Here is a 25,501-nt window from a genome sequence, read left to right as displayed (position 1 = left end):
CCCCGTTGAACTTAGTGAACCGCCGCCTGTGCCCGCGCTGGTTCGCTGCCCCGGCGATCCCTGCTGACACGCTGAAGTGCAGGAACATCCAGAATCAATGCCACACTGCCATCCCCCATAATGGTGGCCGCAGATACCCCCGGTATTTTCCGGTAATTGGTTTCCAGGTTCTTGACCACGACCTGGTGCTGACCGATCAGCTGATCCACCAGCAGCGCAAAGTGTCGGCCATCGCTCTGCACGATCATTACGATGCCCTGCGTCACGTCCGTCTGGGCATCAGGCACGTTGAACACCTTGTGCAGCTCAACCAGTGAGAGGTATTCACCTCGCACATGAATCACCTGTTCCTGACCGGCAACACGATTGATATCTTCGTGCTTGATCTGAATGGACTCCATGATGGCGCCCAGCGGTAGAATGAACACTTCCTCACCGACCTTGACGGACATGCCATCCAGAATGGCCAGCGTCAGCGGCAGCACAATGCGCGTTGTAGAGCCCTTGCCATACTGGGAAAGAATCTCGACATAGCCGCCCATCTGCTGAATGTTACGCTTGACCACATCCATGCCGACCCCACGACCGGAAACATCCGTTACCTGCTCGGCAGTCGAGAAGCCCGGAGCAAAGATAAGCTGCCACACCTCATCATCACTGATGTTATCCGAGATGGGGATGCCGGAAGATTTGGCCTTGGCCAGGATACGATCCCGATTCAGTCCCGCACCATCATCTGATACTTCAATAAGTATATTGCCCCCCTGATGCTGGGCAGACAGCGTCAGCTTGCCCAGCCGGTTCTTGCCGGCCGCCTCACGCTTTTCGGGCAGCTCGATTCCGTGGTCAATACTGTTTCGCACCAGGTGCGTCAAAGGGTCAATGATTCGCTCGATCAGCCCCTTGTCGAGTTCGGTCGACTTGCCGACGGTAACAAGTTCGATCTCCTTGCCCAGCTTGCTGGCCAGGTCACGAACCAGCCTGGGGAAGCGGTTGAAGACGTAATCCATTTGCATCATGCGAATGGACATGACCGCTTCCTGCAAATCACGTGCGTTGCGCTGAAGCTGACTCATGCCGGTAAGAAGCTGACCGTTGACGACAGGATCAAGCCCCTGGGTTGTCTGCTCCAGCATGGACTGGGTAATCACGAGCTCGCCTACCAGGTTGATGATCTGGTCGACCTTCTCCGTTGAAACACGCAGGGATGCATCACTGCTTTGCGCCTTGCCCGGCTTCTTGGCTGGTGCCTTGGAAGCCGGTGCCTGACTCGCCTTGCTGTCCGCACCCTTTGGCTCGGCGGCAGGTGCTTCTTCCGCCACGGCTTGTGTTTCGGCTTTCATGCTTTCCGCAGCTGCCGCTGCTACCGGAGCCTCCGCCCCACCAGCGGCTTCCTGAATAGCGATCTGGGAGGCGTCAAGCACAAAGCACAGTACCGCTTCGATATCGTCAGCAGGTTCACTGGACTCGAGACTGATCTTCAGGGTGTTGTCAGCATATTCACTGTGTTTGACTGTACCAAACAAGGCAATTTCTTCGGTCAGGGTGGCACACTCATCCTCGTCGAGCTTGGACAGCACGATCTCGAGAAGCCGTATGCCCGCCCCCGCTGCCACAGGTGCCTCGACAGGTGCAGATGCTACCGGTGCAGGGCTTCCAGCATCGGTCTTTTCCTCGGCAATGCGCTTGAGGGTGGTACAAATACGCTCAAAGGCTTCCGGGTCGGGCTCTTCCTGGTTGCGGTAGGCATTTAACTGGTCGGTAAGCATATCTTTTGTTTCCAAGAAGATATCGATGATTTCGCGATCAAGGATCAGCTCATGATGGCGGGCACGATCAAGCAGGTTTTCGAAAATATGTGTGGTTTCCTGCAACACGATAAAACCGAAGGTTCCTGCTCCTCCCTTGATGGAGTGCGCTGCGCGAAAAATGGCATTCAGCTGCTCGTTATCCGGATCATCCAGATCAAGCTCAAGCAACAGGTGCTCCATCTCGTTGAGAAGCTCTTCAGCTTCTTCGAAGAAGGTTTGATAAAATTCGGTGATGTCCATGCTCATAAGTGTATTCTCGGCACCTGAGAGTAAAGGGGCTGCAGGCCTGCAACCATCAGCTCATCAATTGAGCAGCAAGCTCGACCAGACTGTCCGGATCAAATGGCTTTGACAGCCAGCCATTGGCACCGACATCACGAGCAACCTGCTTGAAATGGTCCTGAGACTCCGAGGTCAACACCAGAATGGGCGTGGCATCAAACTCGGGCATGGCGCGCAGTTCGGCAATCAGCTTGTCTCCGTCCATACGGGGCATGTGCCAATCCGTAATAACCAGATCAAAGCGCTCACCGGCCTTTGCCTTTTCAAGCGCGTCCTGCCCATCTACAGCGCTGACTACATGCCACCCTTCACCCTCGAGCGCAGCCACCATGATCTTGCGAATGAGTGTTGAATCGTCTGCCAGAAGTATCGAGTTCATAGCGTGTACTTTTCATTGAAACCATGGATAAGGATGGACGGAGAACCAATCCGCTTCATCACCGTATTACTGTTATTAACGTTCAATGACGCTGTCTTCTTTAGGAGAAATCAATGGACTTTCATAAACAGGAATACCCATTGCCTCATCACGCTCTTCCATCATTCGGCGGTTGGCTTCCTGGTTGAGTACCAGGATGCTGATGCGGCGATTGATGGGCGCATCGGGCACATCAGGGTCCAGACTCATGGTGGCGGCAAGGCCAATGACGCGAAGCAGTTTTTCATTATCCAGCCCGCCAATGACCAGCTCCCGACGTGCCGCATTGGCCCTGTCACTGGAGAGCTCCCAGTTTCCGTAGGATGCATCGCCGGCGGAATACGGCAGGTCATCCGTATGGCCTGAAATCGTGAGGTGATTCGGTAGTTCATTGAGCACCGGCGCGATCGTGCGCAGTACGGTACGCATCTGAGGCACAATGGCGGCACTGCCGATTCGGAACATGGGTCGCTGCTTGTCATCGATGATCTGAATGCGCAGCCCTTCCGGCGTCATTTCGATCCTGAGCTGCTCCTGCAGCGCGCGAAGTGCCGGGTCCTGCTGAATCAGGCTGTCCAGGCGCATTTTCAGCTGGCGCAACTGGGCATCATCGAGTTTGTAGGCATGCGGCGTGATGACAACTTTCTTGACCTCACCTTCCTGATGAGTCACGTCATCACCTCCCCCGGGTATGGCGCTGTTGCTGGCGGAGTTCTTGTCCCCGCCGAACATGGCCACCTTCAGGGGCGTATTGAAGTATTCACTAATAGCCTCAAGTTCAGCCTCGCTCGAACCGGAGAGCAACCACATGACCAGAAAGAAAGCCATCATGGCGGTCATGAAGTCGGCATAGGCTATCTTCCAGCTGCCATGAGCACCGTGATCAGACTTTTTCTTGCGTCTTATGACAATGGGCCGCCGCGCGTTGTGGTTCATGGCGTCCCCTTAGCCTGCCGGCTTCGACTTGACGGTACGAACATGCTCCTCGAGCTCGTTGAATGACGGCCGCTCTGAAGCAAACAGTGCCTTGCGCCCGAATTCGACAGCCAGAGGCGGTGCGTACCCGTTAAGGTTGGCCAGCAGTGTCACCTTGATGCACTGAAGCATCTTCACCATCTCATCAACGTGATGCTTGACCTTGTTGGCAAGCGGCGTCACAAAGCCATAAGCCAGCAAAATACCCAGAAAGGTACCAACCATCGCATTTGCAATCAGTGGCCCGATCTGTTCAGGCGCCAGCCCTTGCACGCCCAGGGTATGCACAACCCCCATGACCGCAGCGACGATACCAAAGGCAGGCAACCCGTCACCGACAGCAGAAATGCTGTGGGCCGGCAACTCGGCCTCATGCTGAAAGGTCTCGATTTCGTGATCCATCAGCGATTCGATTTCAAACGGATCCATATTTCCGCTGATCATGAGGCGCAGGTAATCGGTCAGAAACTCCATCAGCAATGGGTCTGCTACAAGTTTTGGGTACTGGGCAAAAATCTGACTCTCTTCCGGCGCGTCGATGTCCTTCTCCAGCGCCATCATTCCCTCTTGCCGCCCCTTGGCCAGCACCAGATAGAGCAGGGCCATCAGGTCCAGAAACATTTCCTTGTTGTAGTGACTGCTTTTCATGAGTTTCGGCAAAATGCGAATGGTCGCCTTGATGCCGTGGCCACTATTGGACGCCACGAAGGCACCAATCCCGGCACCGACAATGATGATGATCTCCGCTGGCTGCCATAACGCACCAAGGTGGCCGCCAACCATGAGATAACCACCAAACACACACGCGATGATGGCAATGTAACCAATGACGATGAGCACGGCTTTCCCCTACCAAGTAGTTATCTACGTTTCTACTACGGCGGCAGGGATAAAACCTTGAACCAGATGGCGGCGGGTGCCGTCGCGCATGAGTGCGACGGCAAGACATCAGGAGAGAAGAAAATTACCGTCCCGGCCATTGCCGAGCTCGGAGGACGTATCGGAATTATCCTTGAGCGCGACACCGGAGGCGCCGAGCGCCTTCGCTTCACGGATGAGATAATGCAGAAGCCGTGCGGCCTCTTCATAGCCCTGCCCGGCGCGACGCACATTTGAAATGCAGTTGCGTTCGCTGTCGCGGCAACCGGAATGAGGATGATAGGTGAAATAAATGCCCAGGCTATCCGGCGAACTGAGCCCGGGCCGCTCACCGATCAGCATGACTTCCACTTCGGCGCCCAGAAGCTCCCCTACCGGGTCACCCAGCGCCACCCTCGCCTGTTCAGCCAGTACAATCGGCCCCAATGACCACCCTTCATCCCGGGCCATCGGGACAAAGATATTCAGAAATGCCCGAACATTTTCATGAATGGCCCGTGCCGACAGGCCGTCGGCAACAACCAGAGAAAGGCAGGGCGGCGCCCCCGAGGCGGCCCACTGCTCGAGGCGCTCGGTGCTTTCGGCATCCAGCCGGCGACCAAGATCCGGCCGGCACAGGTAGGTAGCTCGATCGGTCGCCTGGCTGGAGACGTGAATCACATCGCCAAACTCCGCCAGCTCCTGCGTCATCTTCTCGGTATCAAGCGCCAGATGCACGGCGTCACGCGCCTGAGCATGCGCAAGCTGGAATGCCAGGTGGGGCCGAGTCGGCTGGCTGCTACCCGCCCGACCAAGCCCGATCCTGGCATCCGTATACTGACGAAGGGACGCCCATGGATTGTCGATCACACTGACCTGCTCGGTAGCGTCGGAAGCTATCTGTTTCATGGCGAACCTCAGGACTGTTCAAGGGCATGCTGGAAGGGCGCAGGTAATTTTTCACCCACAAGAAGTCGGTGCCCGGCATCACTGATGGCCATATCCTGCAGCCACTGATCGAATTCAGGAGCAGGGGCCAGCCCCAGCAACTGCCGAGCATATTGAGCATCGTGGAAGGAAGTCGTCTGATAATTCAGCATGATGTCGTCTGATCCGGGAATCCCCATGATGAAATTGCATCCTGCCGTGCCCAGCAGGGTCAGCAGCACATCCATGTCATCCTGGTCGGCTTCCGCATGATTGGTATAGCAGACGTCGCATCCCATCGGCACTCCCAGAAGCTTGCCGCAAAAATGGTCTTCGAGTCCGGCCCGAATAATCTGCTTGCCATCGAACAGGTACTCGGGGCCAATAAACCCGACCACCGTATTGACCAGCAGGGGAGAAAACTCCCGCGCTACCGCATAGGCACGCGCCTCCAGCGTCTGCTGGTCAACATCATGATGGCCATTGGCCGATAGCGCACTGCCCTGGCCGGTTTCAAAATACATGGCGTCTTGCCCTACGCTGCCCCGCTTCAGGGACTGCGCTGCCTCGAACCCCTCCTTCAACAGGGACAACGAGATGCCGAAGCCTTCATTTGCTGCCTGGGTTCCCGCGATGGATTGAAATACCAGATCTACCGGCGCACCGCGTTCGATGGCTTCGATCGAGGTAGTGACATGCGTCAACACACAGCTTTGCGTAGGAATGTTGTAACGCTGAATGATCTCGTCAAGCATCTTGATCAGCGTCACGACATTGCCGGTGTTATCCGTTGCCGGATTGATACCGATCACGGCATCACCACTGCCGTAAAGGAGTCCATCAAGAATACTGGCCGCGATGCCTGCCGGGTTATCGGTCGGGTGATTGGGTTGCAGTCGAGTCGATAGTCGGCCGGGCAAGCCAATGGTATTTCGAAATGCCGTCTCGACACGCATTCTGCTGCCCACCAGCACCAGATCCTGCAATCGCATGATCTTGGAAACTGCTGCTGCCATTTCAGGCATCAGGCCACGGGAAAGGCGCTTCAACACCGAAGCATCGGCGGCCTCGGAGAGCAGCCAGTTACGAAAGTCCCCGACGGTCATGGAGGACACCGGTGAAAAAGCCGATTTGTCGTGACCATCGATAATCAGGCGCGTTACTTCATCGTCCTCATAAGGGATCAGCGGATCATTCAGGAAAGCCTTCAGTGGAGTATCGGCCAGCACCATCTGCGCGGCTACCCGCTCTTCGGCAGAACGGGCGGCCACGCCCGCCAGCTCATCACCGGACCGACGGGGCGAGGCCTTCGCCATCACGTCCCGAAGCCCTGAAAAACGATAGGTGTGTTGCCCGATAACCGTTTTATAATCTGCGCTCATGATTGTCGCCATCGTTGGAGTTGTTATAGCCATCACCATAACGCAGCGCATGCCGGTCAGCTACAACTCACCATGGCCTCGTGACTTCATTTGTCGATACCACGGTCGTTAACCACTGAACAGACGATTGAAGATGATTCATTCGCAGCCACCCCTTGTGCAGGCTATGTTCTAATGGCAGTCATCATGACGAGGTGTGTGCAGAAGCTAGTGTACTGCGCCGGCGGCAGAACCATGGAGCGAGAGGACAGTCAGGCATGTCAACCTTAACCGAGCGCAGGCGTTATCAGGGGTTTGCTGTCGTATTCATGACGACCACCCTGCTACTCTCCGGGTGCTCCACCATGAGCTGGTCAAAGCCGCAGGCCGACCACCAGGATCTCGTCATGGATAGTCAGGATTGTCGAGGCCAGAAGGATGCCCTGACCAATAACGGCCGGCTGGAAAACGATTATGGAGTGGGGCTGCATTTTTCCACGCTGTCAGGCTTCAGCACTTCCTTTTATACCGAACCCGCCGAATACCGAGTCGACAACTGCATGAGCGCCCGGGGCTGGACACTCACGCCTCATGGCTGATGCCGCACTCGCGACACTGACCCTTACTGCGTTCAAGCCGAGGGAAGACAGGCCTGAATGTTATCGGTCAAGGCTTTCAAGCCATCGCGCAGGTCGATCGCAGGATGATTGCCTGAAGCACTGACACGCTCATCGTGATTGCTACCTAGCCGCGGCTTCTCGAAGTAGTAGTAATTACCTTCGGTATTGGAGTGCTGGAAATGCAGACGTGTAGCCAGCGACATCTCCGATACCGGCAACACGATGCCCATTTGAAGCTCATTGTCTCCAGCATCAATATCACTGACCTCTCCGCCCTGTGCCTTCACCTGCCGGCTGAGGCAATCCAGTGCATCCGTCTTGCTCTCGAAACGATATGGCGCCCTGAACCAGTAACCACTGACAAAGACACCCTCGCCGGTGCGGGTTATCACCGTATTCGGTGTGGCGGTCAGCTCCGGGGTAATGATGTGATCCGACGCGGCGCAACCGGCCAATAGCAGTAGCGCCGCTGCACACCCTGTGGTTCTTGCAACAGTCATCACGGATTCATTCCTTGTGGAAAAAGTGTCTGGACACTTTAGCATGTGAAATGCCAGTGCAGCGTGTTCCCGCGCTCTACACAGCACAGCGGCGGCAGTGCGTATGCGGTGTAATACCCTCTCTTGCCGGGTGCCATCCCTTCATCCGCAGGACCTGTCCAGGCAGGCAAGGCGGTGCCATCCCCACCGCCTTATCCTGGGTCCATCCTGCCTTCTCTCCGATGTTTCGTGGATTATTGCCACGTTGTCCTGATACGTCTGCACCCCAGGGTGGCCTCTACCAGATCAAATAAGCGAAGATAGGCGGCTCACTCACCATCTGGAATACATCGATGTCCGCACTGTTTGACCAATACCAGCAATGGCAACGTTTCAATCAACAGGACCGACTGGACCGCGAACACCGGGCGGCGATGAAAAAAGTGATCGCCTCCGGCGCCATGGCCCGGAAAATGGTTGATGCATTTAAAAGCATGGCCGAAAAAGGTGCATCGCAAGGCGCCTGTTATCGCACTATTTATCGCCACGAAACGGACGATGGTCAGGCGCTGACGCGTGAAGGCTGGCTTTTCATACGCCGGGTACAGGCGGAAGGCGGCGCCACACGAGTAAGAGCCACCCTGTTGAAGTCCTTCACCCTGGATGATGGTGCCATCGAATTTGCCAGGGATCAGGGCGAGGGAATCACGCTCGAAATCTTCGATGAGATCAATACAGCTGGCAGTATCAGCATGAGCTGTCGCGTTGATCGTACTGATGACAAGTACGACTCCCAGTTCGTTACCTTTCTGGACATGGTGCGTGGCGATCTCAAGCCTTATCTGTAAAAAATAGTACGCCACCGGGAGGCGAACTTTCCTGGCTTGCTTTAGTCTTAAGGACATATGCGGCAAGGTGCCGCAGGCAGGGAGATAATATGCCAGCGTATTCGCGACATATTACTTTTGTGTGAACAGCATCAAGGAGAACACCATGGCTACGGAATCAGCAAATTACAGCGCACTGCACCTGTCAGACATCAGCGATGTTCACGCCATCGCACGTCCGAAAGCCAGAACGTCCGAGTCTGCTCTGGATATGGACAGCTCGGCACTGACTCTCCTGACCGATTTCACCCAGTCACGCGCTCAGACCGTACCCGCCAGTGCACGGGCCAATCAGGCACTGGCCATCATGAAGAACAACCAGGTGCATATGCTGCTGGTGCTGGATGCTGACGGCCGGTTTACCGGACTTGTCAGTGCTCGCCAGCTGTTTGGCGGACGGGATATCACTGTGGCGATGAACAAGCATGCCATCGAGCGGGATGAAGTGACCGTTGATATGGTCAAGGTCCGCCGTGAAGAGCTTCATGCACTGGCACTGAACCAACTGGAAAAGGCCACACTTGGTGATCTGGTCAAAACCCTGCACCAATCCGGTGATCGCCATATCCTGATCAAGGATGACTGCTCGGAAGATGGCTGCCGAATCCGAGGCGTTATATCCGCGGCCGATGTCAGCCATGCACTGGGCATCGACCTGGACCATCCCCCGGAAGCCCACAGCTTTTCTGCCATTTGCTCGGTCGTACTGGGACACGACCTGTAAATTCAAGGCACCTGTCACGATGAGCCCGCCCCTGAAGGGCAGGCTCATCGGTCATGAAGCATGAATGGCCGAAGCAATACCTGCCAGAGCATCGCGCCAGGCCGCAAGCGCCCCCGCACGACTCACGGGCTTTAGCCGAACGCATCTTCCGGGCAGGCACTGTCCCAGCCGCGCCAGAGCCAGCGGTGTCAAGGCCCCTATCTTGGGATACCCTCCGATTGTCTGGCGATCGTTGGCCAGGATAATGGGTTGGCCATCCGGGGGTACCTGAATGGCCCCGGCAACAATACCTTCCGAAATCATCTGTGGCTCGAGGCTGTGGATCGGCTCGCCCGTCAGCCGCACGCCCATGCTGTCTGCCCGCTCATCAACCCGCCAGCGCTGCTGATAGGCACGGTAGAGACTTTCACCTCGCAGGGTGCCCGCCTGCATGCCAGGCAATACATCCAGGGTCATGACGCTGTCAGTACACCGCCACGGCTCATTCATTTCCATGTATCGAGCAGGCCGTCCTGATGCCTTGAAGGGAACCGAATCCCCCTTGACCAGTGGCCGCCCATCCTGATGGAGTCCTCCCAGCGGTTCGCGCGCAATGGCAGTGATACTGCCCAGCTCGGCAGTCACATCAAACCCGTCTGGTACCGCCAGATAGGTCCTGGCACCATCCCGGGGTGCCTGAAAGAAAAGGCGCTGCCCAGCCTTGAGTTCGATCGTTCGACCCGGCGCTACTGGCTGATCATCAAGACGCGTTTTCAAATCTGCGCCGGCAAGCGCGATGGTCGTGTGATGGCTGAAGGATAAACACACCTGTCCCAGCGTGATCTCCATCACCACGGCATCCGGCACATTGCCCAGCAATTGATTGGCCTGACGCATCGATACACTGTCGAAGGCGCCGCCCTGACCCAGACCAAGATGGCGAACGCCAAACCGACCGGCGTCCTGAAGGCGACAGCCACCTCCAGCCTGCTCAATATGACAGTGCGCTTTTGCAGACGGGCTCATGCATCACCTCCGGCAAAAGGGGTCGCGTCCCCCCCCAGATCAAGAAATGTCTGACGGCTGACGGCTTCAAAACGTACCACGTCCCCGGTTCGATACAGGGTATACCCTTCCCTCGTCCTGTCGAACAGGGCCACCGGTGTTCGCCCTATGATGTTCCAGCCACCGGGCAGATCCGCGGGATAAGCCGCCGTCTGCCGACCGGCAATCCCGATGCTGCCTTTTGGCACCCTCTTGCGAGGCGTTGCCAACCGCGGTGTTTCAAGCTGCTCATCCACGACGCCCATGAAGCCGAAACCTGGCGCAAATCCAAGCGCGAACACGCGGTACGCCATTTGCTGATGGCGCGTGATCACTTCCTGGAAGTCTCCATCGAACCGGTGTGCCAGCAGGTCAAGCTCGGGCCCGACCGATGAGTCATACCAAACCGGCAGAACATGAGTTCTTGCTTCGTTACCAGACAAGCCGGATACAGGTTGCCTCAACACCTGTTGTATCACGCCGCGAACAGCAGCCTCGCCCATCCGGTACACATCATAATGCAGCAGCACGGTGGTATAGGATGGCGTCACATCGATCAATGCCTCGCCCAGCTCAGCCTTCAATGTATCCACTACCGACAGCAACATATCCATGTTGCTGACATCGATCGTGTCAAACAGCCGAATCATGACGCTATCAAGGCCTGCTCGCTCGATTACAGGCGTCATGATGCCACTCCCGACAGGGCGGCGCGGATGGCCCTGACGGCTGACATCGATTCCGCGTTATCACCATGAACACACAGGGTATCTGCCGCCAGCCGCAGCGGCGTGATACCGTCATTGGCCAGAATCGGCTCATGATGTGCAAAGGCCTTCGCCTGAGCAACAATCGTGTCGATATCATGATGCACCGCATCCGGCAGCGTGCGCGATGTCAAAAATCCCTGCGCATCATAGGTACGATCGGCAAATACCTCATTCCAGACCGTCAGCCCATACTGTCTGGCCATGGCCTGTGTCGCCGTGATATCTGCCGTGGCAGTCACCATCAGTGGCAATGAGGCATCAAAGGATGCGACTGCCTGCATGATCGCAGCCATCACCTCCGGGCGATGTACCATGTCATGGTTGAGCGCACCATGAGGCTTTACGTAGGAAAGCCGGCCGCCCTCGGCCTGACAGATGCCTGCCAGGGCACCGATCTGATACACCATCATTTGCTCGATCTCATCCGGTGAGCACGCCATGGACCGGCGTCCAAAGCCTACCAGGTCGGGGTACCCCGGGTGTGCCCCGACCTGAACATCGTGCTGAAAGGCCATGGCTACGGTACGTCGCATGGTGACCGGGTCCGAGGCATGAAAACCGCATGCCACGTTTGCGCAATCAATCAAGGGCATGACGCGCTCATCCTCGCCCATCGGCCAGGGGCCAAGGCTCTCCCCCATATCACAATTGAGCAGTAATGCCGCCATTGCGTGAGCTCCTGTTGTTATCGTATCGAGCAGTTGTATGCCTTGACAGATATAAAATTTACTGATTAATGTTGTCAACTATTGCAGACATTTTATCGATAAATCATCGATGAAATGTAATCACTGCAACGGAGCAATCACAACAACAATGCCATTACAGGACACCACCATGCCTTTCACCATGCACGCTCGTCGGGTCACAACCACGCTGACACTCCTGGCCGGGCTGGGCCTTTCCACCTCGGCAATGGCCGTTCAGTGGAATTTTGCAGAACCCTATGGCGACGCCAATCTTCATACCCAGAATGCCCGCGCCTTTGCAAAGGATGTCAGCGAAGCAACCCACGGCGGGCTCGATATCACCGTCCATGCCAATGGTGCCCTGATTCCTCACCCTGAAATAAAGAACGCCGTGCGTCGTGGCATCGTACCCATCGGTGAAATCTTCCTGTCACGGCTGGCCAATGAAAATCCCGTGTATGAAATTGATGCCCTGCCCACCCTGGTGCACGACTACCCTTCGGCCCATGCACTGTGGGAAGCCTCCCGGCCCGAGATTTCTGCCCTGCTGGCCAAGCAGGGGCTGAAGGTGCTCTACAGTGTTCCGTGGCCGTCTCAGGGGATCTATACCCAGATGGAGCTGACCTCACCATCACAACTGCAGGGACTGAGGCTTCGCTCAAACAACACATCGACCGAGCGCCTGGCAGAGCTTCTGGGGGCGATTCCGACTCAGACCGAGGCATCCGACATCCCGACGGCCTTCAGCACCGGGCGCGTTAACGCCATGGTGACGTCCGTATCGACTGGCGCCAATACAGCGGCCTGGGACTATGTGTCACATTTCAATAATGCCAACCTGTGGCTGCCCAGAAACATCGTATTTGTCAGCCAGAAGGCCTTCGACCGTCTGAGCGAAGGCGAGCAGAAGGCGGTCATGAATGCTGCCGCGGCCGCCGAAAAACGCGGCTGGGCAGCCAGTGAAGAGGAAAGCCGAACCAACCTGAAAACAATCGAAGACCATGGCATTCAGGTCAACACCCCGACGCCTGAGCTGGAAAGCGCCCTGCAACAGGCCGGTAATACCCTGCTTGAGCAATGGAGCAACCGTGCTGGTCCGGAAGGCAAACACATCCTTGAAACCTATCGAAACCTGACGGATCAGTCCCATTAAGCCCTGAAGGGAGACGGGTTATGCGCTTTTACCTGATGCCACTGTACCGTGGCGGGGCCTGGCTTGCCGGCCTCGCCATGATGGCCATCACGCTACTGATCATGCTGCAGGTACTGGGGCGTGTACTGGACAGGATACTGGTTCTGTTCGGGTACGACGCCCTCGGGCTATCGATCAGTGGCATGTCTGAAATAGCCGGCTTTCTGCTGGTTGGCGCGACATTTCTGGGCACGGCCTACACCTTCACCAAAGGGGGCCATATCCGCGTCACCCTGCTGACCGACCGCATTCCCGTCCGGCCTCGTGCCCTTCTGGAAGTCATCATGCTGACCATCGCCCTGGCGTTGACACTCGTTCTGGGGTGGCAGCTGGCTGCGCTGGTCCTGGATAGTCACGCTTATGATGAAGTGTCCTATGGCATGGCCGCGGTTCCGCTGATGTACCCACAGGCCGTGTTGCTGACAGGCATTGCCCTGCTGACACTGGCGTTGCTGGAAGCTTGGATATCCACGCTTGTGCTGGCCATATCCAATCCGTCCCGGCTGTTTCCTGCTACTGATCCCTCACCTCGCCACGGCGACTGACTTCCGAGGTTTGCCATGCTTACTCTGGCCATCACCCTGACCATTGCCCTGGTCCTGTTGCTGGGCGGCGGGTTATGGGTCGCCTTCTCCCTGATGGCGCTGGGCTATATCGCCATTGATGGGTTCACCGGCCTGCCGCCAGGCCCGATTTTCGGCTCTGATATCTGGAGCGCCAGTTACGGATGGGAGCTTACCGCACTGCCGATGTTCATCTGGATGGGAGAAATCCTGTTTCGTTCCGGGCTGGCTGATGACCTGTTCAAGGCGCTCGCGCCCTGGCTCGACAAACTGCCGGGCCGCCTGCTGCATACCAACATCTTCGGCAGCGGCCTCTTTGCGGCCGTATCCGGCTCATCCGCAGCTACCTGTGCAACGGTAGGCCGCATGACACTGCCCGAGCTTGAACGACGTGGCTATGACACTCGGCTTGCGATCGGCACGCTGGCCAGCTCGGCCACGCTGGGCCTGCTGATCCCCCCGTCCATCATCCTGATCGTATACGGCATTGCGACCGAGCAATCCATTGCTCGCCTGTTCATGGCCGGTATCTTGCCGGGGTTGATGCTGATGGCGCTGTTTGTTGGCTATCTAATGCTGTGGTCATGGCGTCATCCAACCCGCATGCCGGAGGCTGATGCACCGTTGCCGCTAAGGCAGCGGCTACGTGAAACCGGCCGTATTCTCCCCCTGCTTTTGCTGATCACAGGCGTTATCGGCTCGATCTACGGTGGTCTGGCCTCGCCAACGGAAGCCGCAACCATTGGTGTCGTACTGTCATTGATCATCGCCAGGCTCAATGCCGGGCTTGACATGACCGCCTTCAGGGAATCACTTTTCGGAGCGATTCAGACATCCAGCATGATCGCCCTGATCCTGGCAGGCGCTTCCTTCCTGACTACCGCCATGGGCTTTACGCAACTGCCAGGCCAGCTGGCGCAGTGGATTGCTGCAATGAATCTGCCACCGGCCATCCTTCTGGTGGTTCTGACACTGTTCTTTGTTGCCCTCGGGTGTTTTCTTGATGGCATTTCAGTGGTGGTATTAACCACTTCCATCGTCATGCCCATGGTAGAGGCTGCCGGATTTGACCTGATCTGGTTTGGTATCTATCTGGTCATCGTGGTCGAGATGTCGCAGATTACACCGCCGGTAGGGTTCAATCTGTTTGTCATTCAGGGCATGACCGGAAGAGACCTGCTCGATATTGCCAGGGCAACCTTGCCCTTTTTCCTCCTGATGCTGGTCGGGATTGTTCTGCTGTCCCTTTTTCCAGGCATCGCAACCCTTCTGCCCTCCATGATGGGAAATACCTGATGAGTGAACCCGAGACTGCATCATCCAGCTCGATCGTGTCGTCTGATCATCTCTCTCACAAGGCCAGTGAACTCTCGGAATTTGAATATGGCCTGATGGTCTCAAGCAATGCCTTCAATCGATGGGTCGTCCGTTGCATGAATGCCACCGGCTTTGGAGAGCTGAGCACACTGGAAGTACTGGTGCTCAACAGCGTCAATCACCGTCAACGGGCCAAGCGCGCCAATGACCTGTGCCTTGTGCTCAACATCGAGGACAGTCACACCGTTACCTATGCCCTGAAAAAGCTTGTCGGGTTCAATCTGGTGGCCGTCGAAAAGCGCGGCAAGGAAAGTTTCTACCTGTCGACAGAGCGAGGACGGGATGCCTGCCGCCAATACGGTCGGATTCGTGAAGCCTGTCTGATTGAATCCTTTGAACAGCTGGGCCTTGACCGAGAGGAAATCCATCGCGCAGCCGGGCTGCTGCGCACCCTGTCCGGACTTTATGACCAGGCAGCACGCGCCGCAGCCACGCTCTAGGCGACCGCACTACTGGCGCTTTGGTACGACAGCCTTTACACTTGCCGGCTCGAAATAGTTCGTGATTTCGACACCAGTCACCATGCTTCCGGACCGGATCCCGGATGCCGATCACTTATCGGATAAAGAAATTCTCCGTCATGTCTGAAAAAGCCGTTGTTATCTATTCCGGTGGAATGGATTCCTATACCGTATTGCATCGCGCCCTCAATGCGGGCTACGACGTACACGCCCTGTCCTTTCACTACGGTCAGCGCCATGCCAAAGAGCTGGATGTTGCCGCCAACGTATGCCGCCATCTGGACCTGCCGCATCAGGTCGTGGACATTCGCGCCATCCATGGGCTGATTGGCGCCAGCGCACTGACGGATGAACGTCAGGCGATGCCACGTGCCGATTACGCAGAAGACAACATGAAGGCCACGGTGGTACCCAACCGCAACATGATTCTGTTGTCTCTGGCGATCGGTCATGCCGTCAACATCGAGGCATCGGTGTGCTTTTACGGTGCCCACGGTGGAGATCACGCGATCTACCCCGACTGCCGCCCCGAGTTTGTCCAGCGCATGAATGATGTGGCCGCCATCGCCAATTACACACCTGTTGATATCCGGGCCCCTTATCTGCATGCCTCCAAGACCGACATTCTGGCGGAAGGGCTGTCCATGGGGCTTGACTACATCAACAGCTGGACCTGCTATCTCGGCCAGGACCTGGCCTGTGGCGAGTGTGGCAGCTGCCGTGAACGCCTTGCCGCCTTTGCCGCACATGGCATGACCGACCCGCTGTCCTACAAGGCACGGCCGGAGGTCTGAAGATGTATAGCGTAAAGGAAGCCTTTTATACCCTGCAGGGCGAAGGTGGCCAGGCAGGCCGGCCGGCTGTGTTCTGCCGTTTTACCGGCTGCAATCTGTGGTCAGGCCGGGAGCAGGATCGATCCACCAGCATTTGTACCTTCTGTGATACCGATTTCATCGGCACGGATGGTCAGAACGGCGGCAGGTTCAAAACGGCAGACGCTCTGGCTGCTCACGTGGCCGCCTTCTGGCCCGGTCCGGAAGGCAAGCCTCTGGTGGTGTTTACCGGTGGCGAACCCCTGCTGCAACTGGATACGCCATTGATCGATGCCATGCATGCGAGAGGATTCATGATTGCCGTGGAAACCAATGGCACGATTGAAGCCCCTGACGGCATCGATTGGCTGTGCGTCAGCCCCAAGGGACGTGCGCCTCTCAAGCAGCGTTCGGGCCAGGAGCTCAAGCTGGTCTACCCGCAGAGCGACGCGCCCCCGGAACGGTTCATTGATACCGATTTCGAACATTACTACCTGCAGCCCATGGACTTGTCTCCCGCCGGCCACGACGGCTCGACGGTACAGCAGACACTGGCCTATTGCATGGCTCACCCCCGATGGAGCCTGTCACTGCAGACGCACAAGATTACAGGAATTGATTGATGACTCTTTTTGTCAACGCACTGACCCAGCTTGACGCTTCCTTCTGGGACAACGAACGGGGGCTGGTGGGCGCAAGCTGGCACGTGGATGTCACCCTGGATGGCGAGCTTGGCGATGACGGCATGCTGTTTGACTTCGGTGAAGTCAAACCATGGGTAAAGCGCCACATTGACGGAGAATCCGACCACACGTTGCTGGTCCCGACACTGGCACCGGGTGTGGTCGTGAGTGAATGTGCAGAAGGTCTTTGCGTGCAGACAACCCACCCTTGGCCCATGGAGGTTCGGGCACCCCGCCAGGCCTTCACTCTACTGCCCTGGCCCGCCATTACCACTGCCAGGCTGGGCGAGTATATTTCCGAGCAGCTGATGAAACGGCCACCGGCACGGGTCACCGCCATTGATATTCATCTGGCGGAAGAGCAGATCGACAGCGCTCACTATACCTACACCCACGGCCTCAAACAGCACGCGGGAAACTGTCAGCGCATTGCCCATGGTCATCGCTCGCGCTTTTATGTCTGGCGGGATGGTGAGCTGGATAATGAACTGTCCCTGCAATGGGCACATGGACTACAGGATATCTATCTGGCCGACCAGGCAGATGTCATTCAGCCTGAAGACGATTTTTGCCGTGTCGCCTATACCTCGGCTCAAGGACATTTTCGGATCAAGCTCCCCCGTGAACGGGTCATGATCATGCCCATGACCAGTACCGTTGAAAATATTGCCCGATGGCTGGCTGACCGCATCGCTGCGCTGCATGGAGGACACATTCGTGTTCAGGCCTTTGAAGGCATCGGCAAGGGCGCCGTGGCTGAAGCGGAGCATACCCTCTAACGACCCGCACCCGACGAAGGTCGATATATTGCCTATGCTGATGACCAGTGTTCTCCGACAGAGGCAATGTCATGCTCGACCCGTTATGGATGTGGATCAACACCCTGCCCCGATGGACGCTGTCTCTGGCAGCACTGGCTCTGGCTCTGGCACTCCAGGTGATGCTTGGGATGATCAGAGCCCTCCTGTGTCGACTTTTTGATGAGCGTACGCGATTGCCAGGCGTTGCAATCGCGGCCGTTCACCCTCCGCTGATAACCCTTGTCTGGTGGTATGGCCTGCTGAGTGCCCTTCACTTTGCCGTCCCCACCCAGCTGGCCTGGCAGGCCTCCATCCTGTTGATCGCCCACATGGGGGCAGCACTCATTGCAGTGTGGCTACTCTTTCGAGTGACTCGCCGCATCATCCGGGTCATGGACCGCTGGGCCGACCAGCGTGACAACCACCTTGAGCGCTACCTGCTGCCGCTGATAGTACGTAGCCTGAGTGCTCTGGCACCAGTGTTGTTACTGTTTTCATTGTTTCCGCTGTTCATCAGCTCGGCCAGAATAGACAGCGTACTGCACAACATTGCCAGCCTGCTGCTGATTACCAGTATCGCCGGCATCATGGTGCATGGTGTCAACATGACAGAGCGAGTACTCAGCGAACGGTACCGCATGGATGTGGCCAATAATCTGGTGGCCCGGCGGGTTCACACTCAAATCATGGTGCTGCGTAAACTGGTCAACTTCCTCATCATCATGCTGGCGATTGCATCGATGCTGATGGTCTTTGACAAGGTTCGCCAGCTTGGTGCCAGCATACTGGCTTCTGCCGGGATTCTCGGCGTGGTGCTGGGTTTTGCGGCCCAGAAAGTATTCGGCAACCTGTTTGCCGGCATACAGATCGCATTGACGCAGCCCATCAAGATTGATGATGCCGTTATTGTTGAAGGCGAATGGGGATGGGTCGAGGAGCTCACGCTGACATATGTGGTCATTCGGTTGTGGGACTGGCGACGTCTGGTGCTGCCGATCAACTATTTCATTGATCACCCCTTCGAAAACTGGACACGCACCAGTAATGACCTGATCGGGTCGGTGATTCTTTATGCGGACTTTTGTCTGCCACTGGATGAACTCCAAGCGGAGGCCGACCGAATTGCTCAGGCATCACCCCGCTGGAGCGGCAAGGTCTGCAAGGTGCAACTGCTGGAAATGACCGAGCACAACATGCAGCTACGTGTTCTTGTCAGTGCCCGTGGCGGGCCTGACACCTTTGATCTTCGTTGTGAAATGCGCGAGGGACTGATCAAGTACATTGCTACACACTATCCCGAGGCCCTGCCACGGGTGCGTATTGGACAGGCGACAACACCCCGTTCTGCTGAAGGCTCGTTTCTGCATGATCACACAGTTGCAACCGCCCCTGCATCACAGGGAGAATAGCGCCCTTTCATAGATCGAGTGTGCCATGACCTGCCGAGCCGGATGCGGCGCCTGCTGTATCGCGCCTTCCATCTCAAGCCCCATTCCGGGAATGCCCCGAGGCAAGCCAGCGGGCGTACGATGCGTTCAACTTGATGAGAGCAATCTATGTCGTCTGTTTGGCGACCCCGAGCGTCCGGATGTCTGCCACCGTTTCGACTTTGATGTTGAGGTATGCGGAAAGAATCGGGAAGATGCGATGTTTCTGATCACTGAACTCGAAGACATGACCTGATACCGCCGGAGGGCGATACCAGGTCATTTTCAGCCTAGAGCCTTACCAGCCGCTTGCCGGCATAGGTGCCACTTTCAAACAGGGACAGAAAGGCTTCCGGGGTAGCTTCAAGCCCATCGAAGACACTTTCCTGATACTCGACCTTGCCGGCAGCAACCAGCGGCCCGGCTTCTTCGATGAACTTCTGATAGTCGGCCCAGTGCTCCAGCACGATAAAGCCCTGCATCCGCATGCGCTTGGTCAATACCATTGCAATATTGGCCGGGCCTTCAGTACTGGCACTGTTGTAACGAGAGATCATGCCGCATACCGCGATACGGCCATAATCGTTCATGGAAGCCAGACCGGCATCCAGCATCGGGCCGCCCACGTTTTCAAAATAGACGTCGATACCCTGTGGGGCCGCGGCCTTGATGGCCTTTGTCAGCGCCTCGGCGGACTGATGATGATTGACCGGTGAAACCCCAAGGGATTTCAGCCAGTCACACTTTTCATCCGAGCCTGCCGTACCAACCACCCGACATCCCTTCTGATGTGCCAGCTGCACGGCCAGAGAGCCTACTGCACCGCTTGCAGCAGATACCAGCACCGTATCATCACTGCCAAGGCCGGCAATGGTATTCAAGCCGGTCCATGCCGTCATGCCCGGCATGCCTAAAACCCCCAGATAGGTCTGCAACGGTACATCCAGGTCAGGCAGGCGCTCTACGCTGTCGGCACTGACATGGGCCTCATCACGCCAGCCAGCCATGTGACGAACCTTGTCACCGGGCTTGAACCGCTCATCGCGGGATTCAACTACCTCGCCCAGCGCGGCCCCTTCCAGCGGCGCATTCAGATCGAACGGCTCGATATAGGTCTTGACGCCATCCATGCGATTACGCATGTACGGGTCTACCGACAACCAGAGATTTCGAACATGCAGTTCGCCATCCCCGAGTGCCGGCAATTCCATTTCTTCAAGAGAAAAGACATCCGGAGAAGGCAGGCCTTCAGGGCGTGAGGTAATCGTGAAATAACGGCTGACTGTCATACTGAACACTCCTTATTCATAAGACACGACTGATAACGGCGCCCGAAGGCGCCGTCATTAGCGTGCTAACAAGCGTAGCGCGTTTATTTCGTGATGTCAGCCTTATCTCGAAGTGATGCTGTCAATCCGGACACAATGGACTGGGTCATGACACGCTCGGCCATCGAACGCGTAAAATCATTGCTGTTGTCGCTGCCTGACGTGGAGCCTACCTTTGACAGACCAATGATGACCTGACTCTCTCCAACAGGCCGGTGGGCATACACCGTGCTATTGCTGTCCGGGTGAGGTAGCGTGAAGGCGGCCTTCAGCACGCCATCATCCACCTGATCGCTCTGACGCCCGACACTGTCTGCCTGCTGCCAGTTGATTGACGATACAGGCTTGCCGGCCTTGAGAGACGCTGTCATGCGAGAAGCCTCATCCTTCAACGCGGCCTGTTGACGCTGCCGTGTCAGAATGGTCCGAATACGCCCGGCCACATCCGACTGCGGCAGGGTTTCCTCCGGCCGCCAGTCGGCAACACGAATGACAAGACGATGATCATCATCAAGTTCGATTACATCGCTGTTGTATCCCTGGTTGATATCAGACGTGTTCAGCACATCCTGACTGAAGGCAGCCTCCATGACATCCTGATTGCCCAGTAATGCATCATCGTTGTTTCGACCCAGCCATTCACTGTGCTTCAGCGGCAGGCTCAGCGCCTCAGCCACGCTTTTCAGGTCAGGCGCAGAATAACTTTCATCCTTGAGCTTCTGCGCCAGCTCATCGAACCGAGAGGAAGCCTCATCCTTTTGCACCTGCTTGCGCAGCGCTGCCTTCATGCTATCGAAATCCTCGATATCAACATGTGTGACCCTGAGGATATGGTAGGCATTATCCAGCTTCACCGGTGCCGATACGTCACCTTCCGAAAGAGACGACACGGTCCGGTCAAAGGTATCGCCGAAGATGCCCTCGGTAATCACGCCAAGATCACCGCCCTTGTCTGCACTGCTCTTGTCAGAGGAGTACTGTCGCGCCAGCGCGGCAAAGTCACCGCCATCGGCGAGCTTTTTCTCAATGTCATCAGCCAGGGCGTGGGCCTGCTCAGCGGTACGCTCGTCATTGATACTGATCACGATATCGGATACACGTTTTGGAGCCTTGCTTCGCTGGGCCTGATACGCCTTTTCAAGGGCGTCATCACTGACGTCCTGACGCGAGGCCAGTGCATCCCGGTCCAGCAGAAGGTAATTGAGCCTGACCTGTTGCGGACGCATGAACTGATCCTGATGTGCCTTGTAGTAGGCCGTAATGTCTTCGTCACTGACGCTGACCGGAGCATTCAGATCATCAGGCCCCAGCAGCGCATAGCGGAATGTCCGGGTCTGATTTTGCAGGTCACTCACCGCCTTGACCTCAGAGGGCAGAACGAAGCTGCTACCAGCCAGTCCCTGCTGCAGCTGCGTAATCAGCATGTCATCTTCAAGCTGACGCCTGAATGAACCGGGAGAAAAACCGGCATTGTTGAGCGATTGAACAAAGCGCTCCTTGGAAAAATGATTGTTCTGGTCCTGGAACTCGGGCAACTGCACGATCAGCTGATCTGCCTGAGCACGGGTAAAGACCAGACCATGCTCTTCGGCATACTGCCGCAACAGGGAGCGTGTAATCAGCTGGTCAAGAATCTGTGAGCGCGCCTGCCCCTCCTGGTCAGGGGGGATCTGCCCTGAACGAATGCCGCGCTGGAGCTGGAGATTGACGGCCTGCTTTGAAATGGACTCTCCATTGACCGTTGCAGCGTCGTTACTGTCCTGAGTAAAAACGCTGACGATCGACTCCACCCCGAAAAAGGTAAAGGTAATAGCGATCAGGGCAACGATCACCTTGGCGATCCAGCCCTGGGCACGGTCTCGAATATGTTGCAGCATGCAGGCCTCGAAAGTGGCAACTGGGTTCGTAGCAGGCGATTGTACCGGTCAGATACTCATGCGCCCAGCGCTGGCCGATAATGAACCGACACAATGACATAAAAAAAGCGCACCCTGTCGGGTGCGCCTCGATAACAGACCCGTTGATAACGAGTCGGAAAGACGACTTAGTTGACAGCGTCTTTCAGTGCCTTGCCTGCCTTGAAACCCGGGACCTTGGCAGCCTTGATGTCGATCGGCTGACCAGTCTGCGGGTTACGGCCGGTGCGCGCAGCGCGCTCTTTCACGGCAAAGGTACCAAAACCTACCAGCGCTACGGAATCACCCTTTTTGAGTGTATCGGTAACCGAGTCAATCATCGCATCCAGGGCACGGGTAGCCGCTGCCTTCGGAATATCTGCCGATACAGCAATAGCTTCGATCAATTCAGATTTGTTCACTCTTCACCCCTTGACTTTCAATATATTAACTACTTATTAGCGCGAGCAACATGGATGACCAACGCCATCATAATGAACCGCAGTTTATAGCAATGCCATGTAGAAGCGTCAAGCGGCCATTACGGCTTGAGCCGCGCAACTACGGGCCTTGCAGCCCGAAATACGTCTATCAATGAGTATTTGCCTGAGGACGTTCGCCCTCGGTGCTCTCGACAAACACCTCATCGTCGGCGCCGGCGGCGCTCTTGGCCAGCGCAATATCCAGCACTTCATCCACCCAGCGCATGGGCCGAATATCCAGTGCATCCTTGATGATGTCCGGTACTTCCTTGAGATCGCGCCAGTTTTCCTGCGGAATCAGTACCGTCTTGATGCCGCCACGGCGTGCCGCCAGAAGCTTTTCCTTCAGCCCGCCAATCGCCATCACTTCACCACGCAGATTGACTTCACCGGTCATGGCTACATCGCAGCGGACCGGAAAACCGGTATAGGCAGACACCATGGCCGTTACCATGCCGACACCGGCACTGGGGCCATCCTTGGGCGTAGCGCCTTCCGGCACGTGAATATGCAGATCTTCCTTCTCGAAGCGGTCCGCATCGATACCCAGAGCCTTCGCCCGTGACCGCACGACGGTCTGAGCGGCACTCACCGACTCCTTCATGACATCCCCCAGCGAGCCGGTCTTGTGAATACGCCCCTTCCCGGGCGTCAGGACAGACTCGATGGTCAGTATTTCACCGCCGACCGAGGTCCATGCAAGCCCGGTAACCCGGCCCACCTGATCCTTCTTGTCGGCCAGCCCGTAACTGTAACGGCGAACACCGGCGAACTCTTCGATATCCTCACCACAGAGCGTCTGCATGGGCTCGGCCGTCTCGCTTTGCTCCTGCTCGATCCGCTTGCGAAGCACCTTGCGTGACACCTTGGCGATCTGACGCTCAAGCTCGCGCACACCGGCTTCCCGAGAGTAATAACGGATCAGCTCAAGGATGGCATCGTCTTCAAAGGCAAGCTCATCCGCCTTGAGCCCATTGGCCTTGAGCTGCTTCGGCACGAGATAACGGCGGGCAATGGCCAGCTTTTCGTCCTCGGTATAACCGGGGATACGGATGATTTCCATCCGATCCAACAGCGGTCCGGGGATATTCATCGAGTTGGCCGTACAGATGAACATGACATCCGACAGGTCATAATCAAGCTCAAGGTAATGATCGCTGAACTTGTCATTTTGCTCCGGATCCAGCACTTCAAGCAGAGCAGAGGACGGATCGCCGCGATGATCCATACCGATCTTGTCAATTTCATCAAGCAGAAACAGCGGATTACGCACGCCCACCTTGCTCATGCGCTGAACGAGCTTGCCCGGAAGCGAGCCGATATAGGTACGACGGTGGCCACGAATCTCGGATTCATCGCGTATCCCGCCCAGGGCCAGCCGCGTGTACTTGCGGTTGGTGGCACGGGCAATGGACTGTCCCAGTGAGGTCTTCCCCACTCCGGGCGGCCCGACCAGACACAGTACCGGCCCCTTGAGCTTTTTGACCCGACGCTGAACGGCAAGATATTCAAGGATGCGCTCCTTGACCTCATCGAGCCCGTAATGGTCCTCATCCAGCACCTGCTGTGCGTGCGCGATGTCATGCCGGACACGCGTCCGCTTCTTCCACGGCACGGAAAGCACCCAGTCCAGGTAGGAACGAACCACGGTCGCCTCAGCCGAAGTGGGCGCCATCATCTTGAGTTTGCCAAGTTCCTGACGTGCCTTGTCCTCGGCGTCCTTCGGCATGCCGGCGTCAGCAATCTTCTCTTCGTACTGCTCGGCTTCGTTGGGCATATTGTCCAACTCGCCCATTTCCTTCTGAATGGCTTTCATCTGCTCATTCAGATAGTACTCGCGCTGAGACTTCTCCATCTGCTCCTTGACCCGGGAGCGGATACGCTTCTCAACCTGCAATAAATCGATTTCTGCTTCAATGAGCGTCATCAGGTGTTCGACGCGCTCTCGAATACGGTCAATTTCAAGCAGTGCCTGCTTGTCGCTGATGCCAAGCGACAGATGTGCACTGATGGTATCCACCAGACGACTGGGATCTTCCATGCCCTGCAGAGAACTCAATACTTCATTGGGCACCTTTCTTGACAGTTTGACGTACTGCTCGAACTGGTTAAGCAGTACACGAACCAGAGACTCCTGCTCGCGCTCGGTCAGCTCGATGCTTTCACGTGCCTGAACCGTAGCCATACTGCAGCCGATATCTTCACTGTCACTGACATCAGTCAGATCAACTCGCTCGCTACCTTCGATAAGCACCTTCACAGTACCATCAGGCAGCTTCAGCAGTTGCATGATGTCGGCAATCGTGCCGACAGAAAACAGATCACCGGTATCCGGATCATCCTGACCGGCTTCCTTCTGTGCCACCAGCACAACCCGCTTGTCGGACTCCATGGCATGCTCGAGAGCCCGAATAGATTTCTCGCGTCCCACAAAAAGCGGAATAACCATCTGTGGATAGACCACCACATCACGTAGCGGCAAAAGAGGTAGTGTTAGCGTTTGCTCCGTATTCTGCGTCATGGCAGACGTACCTCGATATTATATGGATGGGCCGCGTTAACAGCTTTGTTATCGGATATGTGGGGGCATCCCCGCAGGATTCAACGCCTTGCAAACGACAAAAGGGGCCGAAAGGCCCCTTTTGCTCACCTGAAAG

General features: G+C 56.5%; 26 protein-coding genes. 12 read left to right on the top strand and 14 right to left on the bottom strand.

Translation table 11 applies throughout. The annotated features are described in order from the left end of the window. Positions 1–11: 11 nt before the first annotated feature. The 6 genes from cheA to NAT21_RS05825 form a co-directional block, all read right to left on the bottom strand. The gene (gene cheA / locus NAT21_RS05850) at positions 12–2,051 is read right to left on the bottom strand and encodes a chemotaxis protein CheA (protein ID WP_250938002.1); all 2,040 of its coding nucleotides are present in this window, start codon (positions 2,049–2,051) and stop codon (positions 12–14) included. Between the two features lie 55 nt (positions 2,052–2,106). Continuing rightward, entirely contained in the window at positions 2,107–2,472 is a 366-nt protein-coding gene (locus tag NAT21_RS05845) for a response regulator (protein WP_250936425.1), read from the bottom strand. Positions 2,473–2,547: 75 nt separating this feature from the next. Continuing rightward, positions 2,548–3,447 (bottom strand): flagellar motor protein MotB, encoded by a 900-nt coding sequence (gene motB / locus NAT21_RS05840; protein ID WP_250936424.1) that lies wholly within the window; start codon positions 3,445–3,447, stop codon positions 2,548–2,550. Between the two features lie 9 nt (positions 3,448–3,456). Then, positions 3,457–4,326 carry a flagellar motor stator protein MotA gene (motA, locus tag NAT21_RS05835; protein WP_250936423.1) on the bottom strand — a complete coding sequence of 290 codons (870 nt, stop codon included), beginning with the start codon at positions 4,324–4,326 and terminating at the stop codon, positions 3,457–3,459. Positions 4,327–4,434: 108 nt separating this feature from the next. Next, positions 4,435–5,253, bottom strand: a complete 819-nt coding sequence (eutC, locus tag NAT21_RS05830) for an ethanolamine ammonia-lyase subunit EutC (RefSeq protein WP_250936422.1) — start codon at positions 5,251–5,253, stop codon at positions 4,435–4,437. Positions 5,254–5,261: 8 nt separating this feature from the next. Then, positions 5,262–6,653 (bottom strand): ethanolamine ammonia-lyase subunit EutB, encoded by a 1,392-nt coding sequence (locus tag NAT21_RS05825; RefSeq protein ID WP_250936421.1) that lies wholly within the window; start codon positions 6,651–6,653, stop codon positions 5,262–5,264. A 257-nt stretch (positions 6,654–6,910) separates the two neighbouring features. Between NAT21_RS05825 and NAT21_RS05820 the strand changes: the two genes are divergently transcribed. Further along, positions 6,911–7,231, top strand: coding sequence for a hypothetical protein (locus NAT21_RS05820; protein WP_250936420.1), 321 nt, complete (start codon positions 6,911–6,913; stop codon positions 7,229–7,231). 32 nt (positions 7,232–7,263) lie between these two features. On the opposite strand, the gene NAT21_RS05815 is transcribed toward NAT21_RS05820, so the two are convergent. Then, positions 7,264–7,755, bottom strand: coding sequence for a hypothetical protein (locus NAT21_RS05815; protein WP_250936419.1), 492 nt, complete (start codon positions 7,753–7,755; stop codon positions 7,264–7,266). Between the two features lie 329 nt (positions 7,756–8,084). Between NAT21_RS05815 and NAT21_RS05810 the strand changes: the two genes are divergently transcribed. Both NAT21_RS05810 and NAT21_RS05805 read left to right on the top strand, forming a co-directional pair. After that, on the top strand, positions 8,085–8,579 hold the full coding sequence (locus tag NAT21_RS05810) for a hypothetical protein (protein ID WP_250936418.1): 495 nt from the start codon (positions 8,085–8,087) through the stop codon (positions 8,577–8,579). A gap of 145 nt (positions 8,580–8,724) precedes the next feature. Then, positions 8,725–9,342 carry a CBS domain-containing protein gene (locus tag NAT21_RS05805; protein WP_250936417.1) on the top strand — a complete coding sequence of 206 codons (618 nt, stop codon included), beginning with the start codon at positions 8,725–8,727 and terminating at the stop codon, positions 9,340–9,342. Positions 9,343–9,393: 51 nt separating this feature from the next. On the opposite strand, the gene NAT21_RS05800 is transcribed toward NAT21_RS05805, so the two are convergent. From NAT21_RS05800 to NAT21_RS05790, 3 genes are read right to left on the bottom strand one after another with little or no spacing between them, the layout of a single operon-like run. Continuing rightward, on the bottom strand, positions 9,394–10,347 hold the full coding sequence (locus tag NAT21_RS05800) for a 5-oxoprolinase subunit C family protein (protein ID WP_250936416.1): 954 nt from the start codon (positions 10,345–10,347) through the stop codon (positions 9,394–9,396). Then, a complete protein-coding gene (locus NAT21_RS05795) occupies positions 10,344–11,054 on the bottom strand; it encodes a 5-oxoprolinase subunit B family protein (RefSeq protein WP_250936415.1) in 711 nt (236 codons plus the stop codon). Before NAT21_RS05795 ends, NAT21_RS05800 begins: the two co-directional genes overlap by 4 nt. Then, positions 11,051–11,803: a 5-oxoprolinase subunit PxpA gene (locus NAT21_RS05790; protein ID WP_250936414.1), complete on the bottom strand. Its 753-nt coding sequence runs from the start codon at positions 11,801–11,803 to the stop codon at positions 11,051–11,053. Before NAT21_RS05790 ends, NAT21_RS05795 begins: the two co-directional genes overlap by 4 nt. 169 nt (positions 11,804–11,972) lie before the next feature. On the opposite strand from NAT21_RS05790, the gene NAT21_RS05785 reads away from it, so the two are divergent. The 9 genes from NAT21_RS05785 (at position 11,973) to NAT21_RS05745 (ending at position 19,395) form a co-directional block, all read left to right on the top strand. After that, on the top strand, positions 11,973–12,977 hold the full coding sequence (locus NAT21_RS05785) for a TRAP transporter substrate-binding protein (RefSeq protein WP_250936413.1): 1,005 nt from the start codon (positions 11,973–11,975) through the stop codon (positions 12,975–12,977). A 20-nt stretch (positions 12,978–12,997) separates the two neighbouring features. Beyond that, positions 12,998–13,561 (top strand): TRAP transporter small permease, encoded by a 564-nt coding sequence (locus NAT21_RS05780; protein WP_250936412.1) that lies wholly within the window; start codon positions 12,998–13,000, stop codon positions 13,559–13,561. A gap of 15 nt (positions 13,562–13,576) precedes the next feature. Next, positions 13,577–14,875 carry a TRAP transporter large permease gene (locus tag NAT21_RS05775; protein WP_250936411.1) on the top strand — a complete coding sequence of 433 codons (1,299 nt, stop codon included), beginning with the start codon at positions 13,577–13,579 and terminating at the stop codon, positions 14,873–14,875. Next, a complete protein-coding gene (locus tag NAT21_RS05770; protein ID WP_250936410.1) occupies positions 14,875–15,396 on the top strand; it encodes a winged helix DNA-binding protein in 522 nt (173 codons plus the stop codon). The genes NAT21_RS05775 and NAT21_RS05770 overlap by 1 nt, the downstream gene beginning before the upstream one ends. 140 nt (positions 15,397–15,536) lie before the next feature. Further along, positions 15,537–16,211 carry a 7-cyano-7-deazaguanine synthase QueC gene (queC, locus tag NAT21_RS05765; RefSeq protein ID WP_250936409.1) on the top strand — a complete coding sequence of 225 codons (675 nt, stop codon included), beginning with the start codon at positions 15,537–15,539 and terminating at the stop codon, positions 16,209–16,211. 2 nt (positions 16,212–16,213) lie between these two features. Next, entirely contained in the window at positions 16,214–16,852 is a 639-nt protein-coding gene (gene queE, locus NAT21_RS05760) for a 7-carboxy-7-deazaguanine synthase (protein WP_250936408.1), read from the top strand. Beyond that, positions 16,852–17,691, top strand: coding sequence for a 6-carboxytetrahydropterin synthase (locus NAT21_RS05755; RefSeq protein WP_250936407.1), 840 nt, complete (start codon positions 16,852–16,854; stop codon positions 17,689–17,691). Before queE ends, NAT21_RS05755 begins: the two co-directional genes overlap by 1 nt. Positions 17,692–17,762: 71 nt before the next feature. Continuing rightward, positions 17,763–19,121: a mechanosensitive ion channel family protein gene (locus tag NAT21_RS05750; RefSeq protein ID WP_250936406.1), complete on the top strand. Its 1,359-nt coding sequence runs from the start codon at positions 17,763–17,765 to the stop codon at positions 19,119–19,121. Between the two features lie 25 nt (positions 19,122–19,146). Beyond that, positions 19,147–19,395, top strand: coding sequence for a YkgJ family cysteine cluster protein (locus NAT21_RS05745; RefSeq protein WP_250936405.1), 249 nt, complete (start codon positions 19,147–19,149; stop codon positions 19,393–19,395). 34 nt (positions 19,396–19,429) lie between these two features. Here NAT21_RS05745 and NAT21_RS05740 read toward each other — a convergent pair whose 3' ends face one another. The 4 genes from NAT21_RS05740 to lon all read right to left on the bottom strand — a co-directional run bounded on the left by NAT21_RS05740 (position 19,430) and on the right by lon (position 25,365). Next, a complete protein-coding gene (locus tag NAT21_RS05740; protein WP_250936404.1) occupies positions 19,430–20,428 on the bottom strand; it encodes an NADP-dependent oxidoreductase in 999 nt (332 codons plus the stop codon). A gap of 83 nt (positions 20,429–20,511) precedes the next feature. Further along, positions 20,512–22,344 (bottom strand): SurA N-terminal domain-containing protein, encoded by a 1,833-nt coding sequence (locus NAT21_RS05735; RefSeq protein ID WP_250936403.1) that lies wholly within the window; start codon positions 22,342–22,344, stop codon positions 20,512–20,514. Positions 22,345–22,511: 167 nt separating this feature from the next. Further along, complete coding sequence (locus NAT21_RS05730) at positions 22,512–22,784, bottom strand: HU family DNA-binding protein (RefSeq protein ID WP_250936402.1); 273 nt, start codon at positions 22,782–22,784, stop codon at positions 22,512–22,514. Between the two features lie 169 nt (positions 22,785–22,953). After that, positions 22,954–25,365, bottom strand: a complete 2,412-nt coding sequence (gene lon / locus NAT21_RS05725) for an endopeptidase La (protein ID WP_250936401.1) — start codon at positions 25,363–25,365, stop codon at positions 22,954–22,956. Positions 25,366–25,501 lie beyond the last annotated feature (136 nt).

The sequence above is a fragment of the Larsenimonas rhizosphaerae genome, from assembly GCF_023700005.1.
Taxonomy (GTDB): Bacteria; Pseudomonadota; Gammaproteobacteria; order Pseudomonadales; family Halomonadaceae; genus Larsenimonas; species Larsenimonas rhizosphaerae.
Note: the sequence above shows the minus strand (reverse complement) of the source record. Positions and strands in the feature narration are given on the sequence as shown.